Annotated in this window: 13 protein-coding genes and 1 tRNA gene; all 14 read right to left on the reverse strand. The window is 35.3% G+C overall.

The window, feature by feature from the left end:
- Positions 1–208 precede the first annotated feature (208 nt).
- Positions 209–280: transfer RNA gene (locus B7692_RS09535), tRNA-Glu, on the reverse strand.
- A gap of 88 nt (positions 281–368) precedes the next feature.
- Complete coding sequence (locus B7692_RS09540; protein ID WP_084930544.1) at positions 369–848, reverse strand: transcriptional regulator; 480 nt, start codon at positions 846–848, stop codon at positions 369–371.
- 120 nt (positions 849–968) lie between these two features.
- Positions 969–2,927 carry an ATP-dependent zinc metalloprotease FtsH gene (ftsH, locus tag B7692_RS09545; RefSeq protein WP_033684689.1) on the reverse strand — a complete coding sequence of 653 codons (1,959 nt, stop codon included), beginning with the start codon at positions 2,925–2,927 and terminating at the stop codon, positions 969–971.
- A 15-nt stretch (positions 2,928–2,942) separates the two neighbouring features.
- Entirely contained in the window at positions 2,943–3,485 is a 543-nt protein-coding gene (gene hpt / locus B7692_RS09550; RefSeq protein WP_049535534.1) for a hypoxanthine phosphoribosyltransferase, read from the reverse strand.
- A 4-nt stretch (positions 3,486–3,489) separates the two neighbouring features.
- On the reverse strand, positions 3,490–4,767 hold the full coding sequence (gene tilS / locus B7692_RS09555) for a tRNA lysidine(34) synthetase TilS (RefSeq protein WP_084930545.1): 1,278 nt from the start codon (positions 4,765–4,767) through the stop codon (positions 3,490–3,492).
- On the reverse strand, positions 4,764–6,032 hold the full coding sequence (locus tag B7692_RS09560) for a serine hydrolase (RefSeq protein ID WP_084930546.1): 1,269 nt from the start codon (positions 6,030–6,032) through the stop codon (positions 4,764–4,766). Before B7692_RS09560 ends, tilS begins: the two co-directional genes overlap by 4 nt.
- Positions 6,025–6,147, reverse strand: a complete 123-nt coding sequence (locus B7692_RS11400; protein ID WP_000429334.1) for an SP_0009 family protein — start codon at positions 6,145–6,147, stop codon at positions 6,025–6,027. The genes B7692_RS09560 and B7692_RS11400 overlap by 8 nt, the downstream gene beginning before the upstream one ends.
- A 4-nt stretch (positions 6,148–6,151) precedes the next feature.
- Positions 6,152–6,520 (reverse strand): septum formation initiator family protein, encoded by a 369-nt coding sequence (locus B7692_RS09565; RefSeq protein WP_000041905.1) that lies wholly within the window; start codon positions 6,518–6,520, stop codon positions 6,152–6,154.
- A complete protein-coding gene (locus tag B7692_RS09570; RefSeq protein WP_001234978.1) occupies positions 6,513–6,779 on the reverse strand; it encodes an RNA-binding S4 domain-containing protein in 267 nt (88 codons plus the stop codon). Before B7692_RS09570 ends, B7692_RS09565 begins: the two co-directional genes overlap by 8 nt.
- Before the next feature lie 57 nt (positions 6,780–6,836).
- Positions 6,837–10,340 carry a transcription-repair coupling factor gene (gene mfd, locus B7692_RS09575; protein WP_084930547.1) on the reverse strand — a complete coding sequence of 1,168 codons (3,504 nt, stop codon included), beginning with the start codon at positions 10,338–10,340 and terminating at the stop codon, positions 6,837–6,839.
- A complete protein-coding gene (pth, locus tag B7692_RS09580; protein WP_084930548.1) occupies positions 10,341–10,910 on the reverse strand; it encodes an aminoacyl-tRNA hydrolase in 570 nt (189 codons plus the stop codon).
- A 72-nt stretch (positions 10,911–10,982) separates the two neighbouring features.
- Complete coding sequence (gene ychF, locus B7692_RS09585) at positions 10,983–12,098, reverse strand: redox-regulated ATPase YchF (protein ID WP_001218700.1); 1,116 nt, start codon at positions 12,096–12,098, stop codon at positions 10,983–10,985.
- A gap of 84 nt (positions 12,099–12,182) precedes the next feature.
- On the reverse strand, positions 12,183–12,377 hold the full coding sequence (locus B7692_RS09590) for a DUF951 domain-containing protein (protein WP_000285186.1): 195 nt from the start codon (positions 12,375–12,377) through the stop codon (positions 12,183–12,185).
- Between the two features lie 65 nt (positions 12,378–12,442).
- Positions 12,443–13,579: a DNA polymerase III subunit beta gene (gene dnaN / locus B7692_RS09595; protein ID WP_084930549.1), complete on the reverse strand. Its 1,137-nt coding sequence runs from the start codon at positions 13,577–13,579 to the stop codon at positions 12,443–12,445.
- Positions 13,580–13,711: the final 132 nt, after the last annotated feature.

Here is a 13,711-nt window from a genome sequence, read left to right on the forward strand (position 1 = left end):
GATTTATTGTTTTTTCATTGTTCAGTACTACAACCTTGGTTGTAGTGCCCTGCACATTGGTTCGTCTTGTTCAGTTTTCAAAGGTCTTTGTCACTCGCTTCTCTCAAGCGACAACTATATTAGTATATCACAGGCGCTTTCGCTTGTCAACACTTTTTTGAAACTTTTTTAATCTTTTTTCATCAAGTGTTCCAGCCGCAACATACCATAGTCCGTACGGGATTCGAACCCGTGTTACCGCCGTGAAAAGGCGGTGTCTTAACCCCTTGACCAACGGACCAGAGTTGTTTTCAACTCTTACTATTATACAGACTTTTTCAGACTTGTCAACTACTTTTTCTGTTTTTTTCTTTTTTTTGCATAGCTTCTTACCGAGTACGGATATCAAACTCCTTAAACACAATACGTAAGTCTCTTAATACTCTTTGACGCCCTCGGAAGCGTTCATTTCTTAAGACGCGTTCTAACTCTTCTTGTTTGTCTTTACTTTGTTTGTTTCTATAATCTCTTAGTGTTTCATAAAAGAGATAATACTCATCTAGCCAGAGACCTCCCTCACTTATACGATGACTGATCTCACCTACTTCTTCATAGGGTTCTTTATCATATCTACGCTTCTGACTTTCTTGCTTACGGATATGGTCTAAAATTCGATTACGGAATTTAGTTTTGAAGTATTTACGTAAACGAGGAATATCTTCTGCCAGCTCTTCTTCTCTACTGATCAATTCATGTAAGCAAATCATTCCCTCTTGGTCCCAATCAGATAACTCCCATAAATGCAAGTAATATTCATTTCTACTCTTATATACAATTCCCTGGACTTCTTTATACAATTCTTTAAACATAACGTCCCCCTTTCTAGATACAGTTTAACAAATAAAAAAAGCTAATTCGGTTCTTTTCCCCATTCTGTTCCCTACACCGTCTAAACTGCACAAAAAAGAGAGGGCACGCCTCTCTTGGGGTTATTTTTCATCATTCATTTTTGACTTTACTTCATCATAAGATAATGCATGAGATTCCTCTTCTACGGTTTCAGGCATCTTTCCTGTTTCATAAAGAGCTTTAATTTGTGTACTATCCAATGTTTCGTATTTCAATAATGCTTCTGCAATCAACTTGTGAGTTTCACGATTTGACTGAATAATTTCAGCAGCTTTATTTCGTGCTTCATTCAATAATGAACGAACCTCTTCGTCAATTTCATAAGCTGTTTGTTCTGAAATTGATTTTTGAGGGCTTTGCGCTCCAAACATAGCATGATTACCCTCATATTGAACTGGGCCAAGTTTTTCACTCATACCGTACTCTGTAACCATTGCACGCGCCATTTGTGTCGCTTGTTCAAAGTCGTTTGAAGCTCCTGTAGTTTGGACATTAAAAATAATTTCTTCAGCTACACGGCCACCCATTAAGCCAGCTAATTGCTCTTTCATATCTTCTTTAGATAGAAGCATTTGATCCTCTTTAGGAAGTGCAATCATATAACCGCCTGCACGGCCTCGTGGTACGATAGTAACTTTATGAACAACACGGGCATTCGATAAGACTAGACCAACAATGGTGTGTCCAGCCTCATGGTAGGCAACCAATTCACGTTCTTTTTGTGAAACTGTCTTATCTTTCTTAGAAGGACCAGCAATAACTCTATCTTCTGCTTCATCAATATCTGAGGCATCAATTATCGATTTATTGCGACGAGCAGCGACTAAAGCAGCTTCATTCAATACATTCTCTAAATCAGCACCAACAAAGCCTGGAGTTTGTTGAGCCACTAATTTCAAATCAACATCTTCTGCTAAAGGCTTGTTCTTAGCATGAACTTTCAAGATTGCTTCGCGACCTTTAACATCAGGACGGCCAACCAATACTTTTCTATCAAAACGTCCTGGACGCAAAAGGGCAGGGTCTAGTACATCTGAACGGTTTGTAGCAGCGATGACGATAATCCCTTCATTTCCCTCAAAACCATCCATCTCAATCAAAAGTTGGTTCAAGGTTTGTTCACGTTCGTCATTTCCTCCGCCAAGACCAACTCCACGTTGACGTCCAACAGCATCAATTTCATCTATAAAGATGATAGCTGGTGCTGCTTTTTTGGCATCTTCAAAAAGAGAACGAACACGACTAGCTCCAACTCCGACAAACATTTCTACAAAGTCAGAACCTGAAATACTAAAGAATGGAACACCTGCTTCTCCAGCTACTGCCTTAGCAAGCAAAGTTTTACCTGTTCCCGGAGGTCCCTCCAAAAGAACACCTGCTGGAATACGGGCTCCAAGTTTTGTAAATCGTTTTGGATCTTTTAAGAATTCAACAACTTCAACTAGTTCTTGTTTTTCTTCCTCAGCTCCAGCAACATCTGAAAATCTTACTTTAATATCTTCTTTATTTGCGGCTTTAGCCTTACTACGTCCAAAACTCATTGGGTTACGGCTATTATTTCCTCCCATATTTCCCATCATAGAGAATAGGAAGAAGAATAGAATACCGAATGGCACAATGGATACAAGAATATTAATCCACATACCACTTGAACTTTCATGCTTAACAGTTACTTCTGCCTTATGGTCAGAAGCAAGTTTTTGCAATTCTGATACTGTAGTATCTGAAGGAAGAATAATACTTGAAAATTTCTCTACTGTTGTAGCAGAAGGAGAAAAGAACTGGATACCTGTTTCTTCTTTACTTGTTTTAGGATTTTTATAGACACCCGAAACTTCGATAACACTGCCATTTGGTTGGTAAGTTAATTCTTTTACATTGTCATCGGTAATTTCTTTTACCAATTCTGTATAATTAATTTGCTCACTTTTCCCTGCAACACTACCTGTACTGAAATACTGGTAAGCTGTAACTAGGAAAAAAATAAGTAATAACCATAGAAAAGGATTTTTAATTAAACCATTATTTTGTTTTTTCATTAAAAATTGTTCTTTCTAATTTGAATACACTTCTTCTTTCAATACTCCAACATAAGGAAGGTTACGATAGTTTTCTTTGTAGTCTAAACCATAACCTACTACAAACTCATTTGGGATAGTAAAGCAGGTATAGTCTGCCTCAATTTCTACAACACGTCCTTCTGGTTTATCCAACAAGGTTGCAATTTTAACAGAAGCAGCCTCTCTTGCTTTAAACATATCTCTTAAACTCTTCAAAGTTTGACCTGTATCAATGATATCTTCTACAAACAGAACATGTCTTCCTTTGATATCTTGAGTCACATCTTGCTTGATATTAATGACACCACTACTTGCTGTTCCACCATGGTAGCTAGAAACCATCATGAAGTCCATTTCAATATGTGTATCAATATGTTTAACCAATTCAGCCATAAAAGGGATAGATCCTTTTAAAATCCCAATTAAAATCGGATTTTTTCCTGCATAGTCTTTAGTGAGTTGAGCACCTAATTTTTTAGCAGCTTCTGTAATTTCATCGTGTGAAACGAGGATTTTTTTAATATCGTTTTCTAACATTTTTTTACCTATCTATTTTTTCTATATAAAGTACAGTGTTCATTATATCATTTTTCGTGTTTTTACTCAAATTACTGGTCGCAATTCCCAAAATTGAGACAATTTCACCAAATTGCTCAATAATCAGAGCTGATTTTCGCTTTTCCATAGGGATTTTCAAATCAATAAATAGACGTCTGAGTTTTTTTCTATGCCCATTTTTAATCAAAACATCTCCTGGTTTTCGATGACGAATGTGTATGGATGTTTCGCGTGAAACAGGTATTTGTTGAATTGATTCACCTTCTAAAGGAAGTCCAAAGGAAAATAAATAACCTTGGTAAGATACCTGATTTTGATAGTGTAACACAAGTTCATCTTCCTTTTCATCAGACTGAGGACTGATTTTACAAATCCGAAACTGTTGATACTCTTTTACTAATTCATAACCATTTTTAAGCGGATGACGATACTGGCTTTTAGTTTTTAAAATTTGTCTAACTTCTTCAAACTGAGCTTTTGTAAGATTCAAATCTGGAAAACGATTCAGATAAGTTTGAAGTAAAACTCTTTGTGTCGACTCAGAATAAGAAAATAACTTTTGTAAATTTTCCACATCAATATTGTTAGATAATTCAGCTATAGCTAAGTCATAATCTAAAATTTCATTTCCGATACTTAAGATTGCATCTCTAAATCTAGTATTTTCTTTTTCTAATTCTGGTAAATAAGAGTTTCGAATACGATTGCGAAAATAATGATTTTCCTGATTTGATGTATCTTCAAAGTGAAAAATTGGTGAAAAGTCTTTTTTATGGAAATGCAAGAGGGGCCGAATAAGTTCTATCTCTCCGACTACTTGCTTCTCCTTAATTCCTGATAGATAGCGCAAACGAGTACCTCGAATCAATCGCATCAAAATCGTTTCCACCTGGTCATCAGCATGGTGGGCAGTGACTAAGGCTGTCGCACCTGTCTTTTTCATGACCTCTTGAAAAAAATCATAGCGAAAATGTCGAGCACGCGCTTCTGAAAATTCTCCTAAAAAATTGCTGATATAAATAGGAAGCTCTGCTTCAGCAGCTAACTTCCTTAATTCCTGTTCTTCCCAATCTGATTCTACTCTCTGCTTATGATTCACATGAGCTAAAATCAGTTCAATTTCTAACTCTTTTTTATAAGTAGATAATACCTTAAATAGAAACATAGAATCTAATCCACCAGAAAGAGCCAGCACCACCTTAGCATGTTTTTTGAAATATCCCTTCTTGAGAAAATGATTGAAAAAATCCTGTTCCCTCATTTTAGAACCTCATAAACATCCTTGGCTATCTTAGAAATCGTATCATAATCAGAATTTTTAGTGAAAATAGAAAGAATAAATGGAGAATCTGCATAGACAACACCCGTATCATGCTTAAATTCATCCGCATCTCCAATTTTATGAGCTACTTTAACAGAAACACCTTTGGCAATTCTCTCATTATCAAAATCTGTTTTAGTCAAAGAATCCAATACAAATCCATTTTGATTATAAATAGCTTCCATGACCTTCCCGGCCATCTTGGAAGAAATCAATTTTTCTTTTGTATCCCAATCATCTCCCATAATGGCAGACATCTTGGATTTGAATGTGGCATCAGATTGGTTTGAAATGTAATAACCCAATATATTATGAGCTACATTATCAGATTCTTTAGATACTTTTGTGATTAAGTCCTTGAGAGAATACTCTTTATTATCCTCTTTTTTAGGAAGACTACCACTTCCCTCTGGTTTATAAGAACCTGGAAAATCATTGACTGCAGATACATATTTTACAGTCGTATCTAACTGATAAAGACCCTCATTTATTTTTTCTTGCGTATAATAGAGATAAGGGAGTTTCAAAACACTAGCTGCATACATCTTTTCATCTTGATTGATACCAGCCTCTTTTCCAGTAGTCAGTTGCTTAACATAAATAGAAAATGAATCCTTCTGATATTTTTCCGATAACATTTTTTGGACTTTACTCATCCGATTATCTTCTTCAGAAGTTGATTCTTTAGCTACCCATCCAGCCTGATCAATATGTAGAAATTCTCTTCCTTCTACAAACATGGTCTTATCGATTGATACCTGAGAATAAGCTGATAAGGATGATTTCACTTCTTTTAAGTCATAAGGACTATTGTACAGTTTAAAATCAAATTCTAACCATACTTTTTTTATTGTTGGAGTTACCTCTGATTGATCATATAAAAATCGTTTGTCTGCAGCAATAAATTGATGGTTGGATAACTTAAATACTGGAATCCCTTGTTTATTCAAGCGCCACTCGGTTATTTGAAAACTTGTTTGGGGAGTCAATTTTCCAGATTCCACTACTAAATCTTCATTCGCATAAACAGGAACCTCTCCATAAACCATGGGAGAACTTAATTTTTCTCTAAAATAAATACCAAAGTCAGATTGTGAAAGGTAATAAATTTCTTTCGAAGTATAGACGACTTCTTTTTCTGTGCTAACGACTTTTGAAATAGTCAAAAAACTCGGTAGCAACAAAATAATTAAGAACTTACGCATTCTTCCTTTCCTTTTCTTCTTGTAAACGCAATAATTGATTTTTATCAGCCAACTCTTCTAGTTTTTCATCCGATAGACTCAAAAATTGCTCTATTACATCTAATAAATTTTCCATTTTATCACCTTGGGAGCAAGTCAGGAATCGTATAAACAGCTTCCCGATTCTTAGAATAATAATATTTTGCACGCATGTATTTAGCAGCGTAATCTTCATCTTTCAACTTTGTAGCAAAAGCTGTCTCTTTCTCCTTTTCCTCACTTAAGGTTTGATACTGAGTTTGCAAGTCTGATAACTGTTGACGTCTTTGGAGTAATTGGTGATAACTTTGAGCAAGATTATAAGTTGGTAAAATGAACAATAAAATCATCAAAATAAGAACCCAACCCATGAAACGATTACGTTTTTGTCGTTCTTTCATCAGATAGCGACGACGTTGGTGTTCATTTTGAATAAAAGAATTATTCAATTGTACGATATTTTTAGACATTTTCTTCTACCCGTGTTTCACTGATAATTTCATACATGCCTGCTGCATCTTCTTTTTTTGTACTATCTTTCATCTCCAGTACTTTTACAAGTAGCAACTTATTTCCAAATCGAATTTCAACTTGGTCATTAACTTTCAAATCCGTTGAACTTTTTGCCAAGATTCCATTTACCTTGATTCTACCTTTATCTGCTACTTCTTTTGCGACTGTACGACGCTTGATAATTCTTGATACTTTTAAATATTTGTCTAATCTCATTTTTATTACCTCAAATTATTATTGTACCATTTTTATCCCTTTTATAGAAGAAAAATGTTAAAGGGAAATTGCTTCCTTTGATTCTTTTATCTCTAATAAACTTTCTCCAAAAATGAGCAGACCTTCTAAAATTTCATAGTCCTTCTTGTTTCGGATGTCAAATACAACTTCCATTAATCCCTTATTCTCAGTTATGGCTGCTTTTAAATTCGTTGCAGATAAAGATTTGAAATAATCTTGAGCCAAAAACAATCGCTGAGTGACTTTTTCAAATTGTACTGTAATCTTATTATCTTTTCTTTCCACACGTTGAACAAAGACCTTGTCAAGATAAGACTTAACCAAACCAATCTCTAAAAGATAGGCTACCACGTCTGGGTACTCTCCAAAGCGGTCCATCAACTCTTCTTGTAACTCTTCATAGTTGGCACGGTTGTCAATTTGACGAATTTTCTTGTAAATTTCAATCTTATGTCGTTGATCAGAAATATAGGTATCAGGAAGATAGGCATCAATTTGTAAAATCAACTCAGCATTCCCTTTGGTTCTTGTGTTCCCATTACCATGTCGTTTAGCAATAGCTTCCTCCAATAATTGCGAATACAATTCAAAACCAACAGAATCAATGAAACCAGACTGGGATTTCCCTAAAAGATTTCCTGCTCCGCGAATCGAAAGATCTCGCATTGCAATCTTAAATCCGGAGCCCAATTCTGTAAATCCTTTGATTGCTTCTAATCTCTTTTCAGATACTTCACTGATTGATTTTTCTGGACGATACATGAGATAGGCATAAGCAATACGATTACTACGACCGACTCTTCCTCTTAACTGATACAAGGTTGACAAGCCCATATGGTCCGCATTTTCAATAAATAAAGTATTGGCATTTGGAATGTCCACCCCTGTCTCAATAATGGTAGTTGTCACCAAAATATCATACTGACCTTCAATGAAATCCAGTAGAGTATTTTCTAACTGAATCTCACTCATTTGCCCATGAACATAACCAATCGAAGCCTCTGGAATCAACTCCTGTAATTCGTAAACCTTCTGATCAATCGTGTCAACTTTATTGTAAAGATAGTAAATTTGACCTCCACGCTCCATTTCACGCAAGACAGCATCCCGAATTACACTATCATTCTTTTCCAAAACATAGGTTTGAACAGGATAGCGATTAGTCGGCGGAGTTTCAATAACAGACAAATCTCTGATTCCCAGCATAGACATATGGAGGGTACGAGGGATTGGAGTAGCGGTCAAAGTTAGGACATCCACTTGTTTCTTCAGTTCTTTCAAGGTTTCCTTATGCTTGACACCAAATCGCTGTTCCTCATCAATAATCATTAAGCCCAAATCATCAAACACAACATCTTTTGACAAAACACGATGTGTTCCAATCAAAATATCAACTTGACCCTTTTTCAATTTTTCAAGTGTTTCAGTCTGCTCTTTTTTACTTCTAAAGCGACTCAATACATCAATATTAACTGCAAAATTTTGGAATCGTTCCTTAAAATTCGTATAGTGCTGTTGCGCTAAAACCGTCGTCGGAACTAGAACGACAACCTGTTTGTGATCATTGACTGCCTTAAAGGCTGCACGCATAGCAACTTCAGTCTTTCCAAAACCAACATCCCCAACTAAAAGTCGATCCATTGGTTGAGAAGCCTGCATATCTCTCTTGATTTCCTCAACACTACGAAGTTGATCATCCGTTTCAACATAAGGGAAGGCATCATCAAAAGCATGTTGATCCTCATCATCAGCTGAGAAAGCAAAACCCTTCAACTGACTGCGTTCAGAATAAAGTTTAATTAAATCGTCAGCTATATCCTCTACCTGGTTCTTAACTTTTTGCTTGGCCTTTTTGAAATGACCATCATTTAATTTATTGAGTTTTGGCGCTTTACCGTCACTTGAAACGTATTTGGAAAGTAGATGAATCTGTTCCACTGGGATAGAGATTTGATCGCCGTTTTGGTATTGAACACTAACATAATCACGGTGAACCCCTTTGATTTCAATTGTTTCAATCCCTAGATATTGACCAATTCCATGGATATGGTGAACAACGTAATCTCCTTTTTCAAGTTCATTGTAATCTTTTAATCTCTCTGCGTTTGAAACATGTTGTCTTCGAAAACGACGTTTCAATTTCTTTTGAAAAATCTCATGTTCAGTTATCACCAGAATTTTTTCATCTACAAAATGAAAACCATGTCTGAGATTGCCCTCGATTAAGTTTACAGATTCTTTACAGATACTTGACTTATTTCTGGAATCCAATTTAATCTGATATTCCTCTAAAACATCCTCCAATGTTTTACTTCCCATTGAATTGCTAGACTGCAGGATAATAGTATAATCCATTTTTTTGTATCGCTCAATTTCTTCTTTTAGAAAAGAAAATTGATTGAAAAACTCCTGCATAGGATATTGATTAAATTGATAAATTTGGTCAAACTTAAGATTTCCTAACCCCTTTTGCAGATTAGAGAAAAAGGTAACCGGACTCTGTTTTTTATAGATTTGCTCTGTATCAGCAAAATACTGCATCTCAGAAAATGCTTTACTGTTCTGTAATTCTTCTGTAAAGTATTGTGCTAACTCCCTTTCAAAGACTTCATACTGATTCATCAATTTCTGATAATCATCAAAGAATAGTGGGGTAACTTTTTCAATATAGTCAAAAACAGTCCATGTCTTGTCATAACACAAAGATAAAAATTTCCGTGAATCAGAATGAATTTGTTTTTGGTGAAAACTTGAAAGAATTTCTTCTAAGTATGATTTTAAAATAGGTAATAACGTTTTTGAAATTTGTTTTTCTAAAGCTGACTGTCCTCGTTGATAATCCTTTTCTCTCAAAAGTATGTCGCTAGCTGGAAAGATTGTAAGTTCTGTCTGATTTTCTTTCGATAATTGTGTTTCGACTTCAAATAACCTAATACCATCGACTTCATCACCAAAAAACTCAATTCGGTAAGGTTCTAACTGAGATATTTCAAAAATATCTAAAATATCTCCTCGCAGACTAAATTCGCCTTGAGTTTGTACTTGTGTAACTTTTCGATAGCCTATCTCTTTTAACTGATGGATAAGCGCGTGTTGGTCATATTCTTCACCAACTGTTATTTTTACAATACTATCTTTGAATATATTGGGAGACGGTAAAATCAATCGACTTGCTGCGATATTACAAACTAAAATCCCTTTCTTAGATGAATCATTCAAAAAACGCAGGGCTTCAACCCGTGAAATGATTTTTTCTTGTGAAGACATCAAAAACTCGACCATAGGGGAGTCATCTACCAAAAATGGATAGACAAGTTCCTCACCCAAGATAGAGATAAGATCACTAACAAGTCCTTCTGCTTCTCCATAAGTTGACGTCAATAAAATAATCTTATCTTCTTTCTTCAAACTACTAGCAATTGCTAAAGCTTTTGTAGAAGTTGACAAGCCTAACATTAATTGTCTTTTTTTATCTGTTAAATTTTGATGCCATTTTTTAATCTGATCATTTTCTGAGAATAAATCTAATAAGGATACCATTTATCCGTTATACCTCTGCATCGTTTTTTCAAAATTTTTCTCTTGTAAATAGTGATTTACAGCATCGTCAACCTTGTCAATAGACTGTAAAACACCAATATAATCATCCTTGTCAAACTTACTCAAAACATGGTTAACAACTGACATTCCATTTTTAGGTCTTCCGATTCCAATCTTAACACGGTTAAAGACCTGAGTCCCTATATGTTGAATAATAGACTTGATACCATTATGTCCACCTGCTGAACCCTTTGCTCTTAAACGAATCTTTCCAACTTCCATATCAAGATCATCGTAAATGATGAGTAAATCTTCAATATCCAAACCATAGTAAGTCAATAAAGCATGAACAGCTTTTCCACTTTCATTCATAAATGTCGTTGGTTTGACAAGATAAATTTTTTCTCCATTGAAGAAAAAAGATGCTAGGTCAGCTTGAAATATCTTATCGTGTGTAAAAGTGACATTCTGTTTCTTCGCTAGTTGGTCAATCAACATAAAACCAACATTATGTTTTGTTTCAAAATATTTATCTCCTGGATTTCCCAAGCCTACAAGTAATTTAGTCATTTATTTTTCCTTTCAAAAGCCAAAAGGGTTGGAATTTTTTTCCAACCTAATTTATATTATTCATTGAATTTTTTAGACATTAAAGCGGAATTCCATGATATCGCCATCTTGAACGATATATTCTTTTCCTTCTTCACGCAAGCGTCCAGCTTCTTTTACAGCCTTTTCAGAACCGTATTTCACTAGATCCTCATATGACATGGTCACTGCACGAATAAAGCCTTTTTCAAAGTCTGAGTGGATAATACCAGCTGCTTGAGGAGCCTTCATACCACGTTTAAAGGTCCAAGCGCGAACCTCTTTTTCACCAGCTGTGAAGTAAGTTCCAAGTCCAAGTAAGTGATAAGCTGCGCGAGTCAACTTGTCAACGCCTGATTCTGTCAACCCAAGAGCTTCAAGAAACTCTTGCTTATCTTCATCGTCTAACTCAGAAATTTCTTCCTCAGCACGCGCAGAAATAACGACTACTTCAGCATTTTCTGTCGCTGCAAATTCGCGAATTTGTTTGACATAGTCGATAGAATCTGGATCTGAAACTACATCCTCATCTACATTGGCAACATAAAGAACTGGTTTAGTCGTCAAAAGGAAGAGACCTTTGACTACTTTTTGTTCTTCATCTGTAAATTCGATGGTGCGAGCTGATTTTCCATCTTCAAGAACTGGTTTAATCTTTTGAAGAACATTGAATTCTGCTACTGATTCTTTATCTTTTTGCGTACGTGCCATCTTTTCTACACGCGCATATCGTTTGTTCACTGATTCTAAGTCAGCAAGAATCAACTCTAGATTAATGGTATCAATATCTGCAAGTGGATCCACAAAGGCATCTTCACGTCCTTGCTCGCGCATGACATTTTCATCATCAAAAGCACGAACTACATGAACAATCGCATCTACTTCACGAATATTGGCCAAGAATTTATTTCCTAGCCCTTCTCCTTTTGAGGCTCCTTTTACAATCCCTGCAATATCTGTAAATTCAAATGTTGTTGGAACTGTCTTTTTAGGTGTAATCATTTCCGTTAGTTTTTGTAGTCGTTCATCTGGAACTTCTACCATTCCAACGTTTGGGTCAATAGTCGCAAATGGGTAGTTAGCTGCCTCTGCTCCTGCTTTTGTAATTGCATTAAATAGTGTTGATTTACCAACGTTTGGCAAACCAACGATACCTGCTGTTAAAGCCATATTTTTTCATTCTCCGTTTTCATTTCAATCCCTAATATTATAACACAAAAAGGGAAAACTTGCTAACCCTCTAACTAAGGCTTCTTAGTCAATAATTTTATTCATTTTTCGATCAAAATCATAGCGTCCCATCATGACAACATGGTCACAATTGCTACATTTGATTTTGATATCTGCCCCGACACGTGTAATTTCCCAACGATTGGCTTTTTTACCAGTTGACTTGATAGTACAAGCATGTGGTTTTTTCATCTCAACAAAATTTCCAACTTGATACATACTGTTCTCCTTTTTCTTTTTTGATTATATCATAAAAGAGGCGAGCTAGGCTCAACCTCTTTCACTCAATTTGTACGAACTGGTGTAATGAGCTGCATGAAGTCCTCATCAGTGTCTGCTGGCACAAGAGTAAATGGACGAACAGCTGAGATAAAGCTAATGGTCACCTTTTCGCTATTTAAAGCCTTGAGGGAATCAATCAAATAAGTTGGATTGAAACTAATGGTCAAATCTTCACCAGTAACTTGATCAGTATCGATTTCTTCGTTTACTTTACCAACTTCTGGAGAGTGAACATGGGCGCTAACAACCCCATCTTTAATTTCAAGTTTCACAGTACCATTTTGAGTAGCACTTGATAAAAGGCGAGCACGCTCCATTGACTGACGTAAGTTTACCACATCAAAAGTAATTGTAGTGTTAAATTCTGTTGGAATCAAACGATCTGTATCAGGATAGTTACCTTCTAACAAACGAGTATAGAAGCTAATATTTTCGCTTCTAAAGAGGATTTGATTGTTGGCAAAGAAAATCTCTACAGTTTCAATATCGTCTGTAAATACTGCTGAAAATTCGCGTAGAGAACGGCTAGGAATCACGACATCAAAATCATCACTATTTTTTTCAAGAGTCAATTTTTTCTGGCTTAGACGATGAGAGTCTGTTGCAACTGTTTTTAACTCTTTGTATTGGCTCAATACAAAATGAACACCTGTTAAAATTGGACGACTTTCTTGTGTACTTGCAGCAAAAGCTGTTTCATTGATAATTTTCTTGAGTAATTTTGTTTCAAGAACCAAAGGATTGCTTGCTGAAATTTCTTGGATTCGTGGATATTGTTCACTATCTTTTCCTTTTAGGGTAATTTCTGATTTGCCACTAGTTAAAACAATTTGATTTTGTTCAATTTCTTTAAAATCAAGAGTTACATCAGGTAGACTAGATACCACATTGATAAAGAAAGAAGCTTCAAGAAGGATTGAACCCAAAGAAGTAATTAATAAACCAGCATCTTCATTTTTTTGAGAAATAAAATTTTCAATTGAAATTTGACCATTTGAACCAATTAAAGTAACACCTTCATTAGTCACGTCAATTTTGACAGTTGATAAAATAGGAATGGCATTTTTAGAACTAATAGCTCTCTTAGTAGTATTTAAGGCTTGTAGAAATAAATTTTTATTAATTGAAAAATGAATCATGGATTCTCCTTTATTTATTTTTAGTATTAGAAGGATAATAGTAATAATAGAGTCTGTGAAATCTGTGGAAAACAGACTTTAAACAAGTCATATCAAGTTTTTGGGCTTGTTTAAAAAATGTGGATAAAAAAG

The sequence above is a fragment of the Streptococcus mitis genome (assembly GCF_002096925.1).
Classification (GTDB): Bacteria; Bacillota; Bacilli; order Lactobacillales; family Streptococcaceae; genus Streptococcus; species Streptococcus mitis_AF.

Coding starts and splice junctions, on each gene's coding strand:
- mfd (WP_084930547.1), bottom strand. CDS start 10,340: ATGGTATCCTTATTAGATTTATTCTCAGAAAATGATCAGATTAAAAAA.
- hpt (WP_049535534.1), bottom strand. CDS start 3,485: ATGTTAGAAAACGATATTAAAAAAATCCTCGTTTCACACGATGAAATT.
- B7692_RS09540 (WP_084930544.1), bottom strand. CDS start 848: ATGTTTAAAGAATTGTATAAAGAAGTCCAGGGAATTGTATATAAGAGT.
- B7692_RS09560 (WP_084930546.1), bottom strand. CDS start 6,032: ATGCGTAAGTTCTTAATTATTTTGTTGCTACCGAGTTTTTTGACTATT.
- ftsH (WP_033684689.1), bottom strand. CDS start 2,927: ATGAAAAAACAAAATAATGGTTTAATTAAAAATCCTTTTCTATGGTTA.
- B7692_RS09565 (WP_000041905.1), bottom strand. CDS start 6,520: ATGTCTAAAAATATCGTACAATTGAATAATTCTTTTATTCAAAATGAA.
- B7692_RS11400 (WP_000429334.1), bottom strand. CDS start 6,147: ATGGAAAATTTATTAGATGTAATAGAGCAATTTTTGAGTCTATCGGAT.
- tilS (WP_084930545.1), bottom strand. CDS start 4,767: ATGAGGGAACAGGATTTTTTCAATCATTTTCTCAAGAAGGGATATTTC.
- B7692_RS09570 (WP_001234978.1), bottom strand. CDS start 6,779: ATGAGATTAGACAAATATTTAAAAGTATCAAGAATTATCAAGCGTCGT.
- B7692_RS09590 (WP_000285186.1), bottom strand. CDS start 12,377: ATGTATCAAGTTGGAAATTTTGTTGAGATGAAAAAACCACATGCTTGT.
- pth (WP_084930548.1), bottom strand. CDS start 10,910: ATGACTAAATTACTTGTAGGCTTGGGAAATCCAGGAGATAAATATTTT.
- ychF (WP_001218700.1), bottom strand. CDS start 12,098: ATGGCTTTAACAGCAGGTATCGTTGGTTTGCCAAACGTTGGTAAATCA.
- dnaN (WP_084930549.1), bottom strand. CDS start 13,579: ATGATTCATTTTTCAATTAATAAAAATTTATTTCTACAAGCCTTAAAT.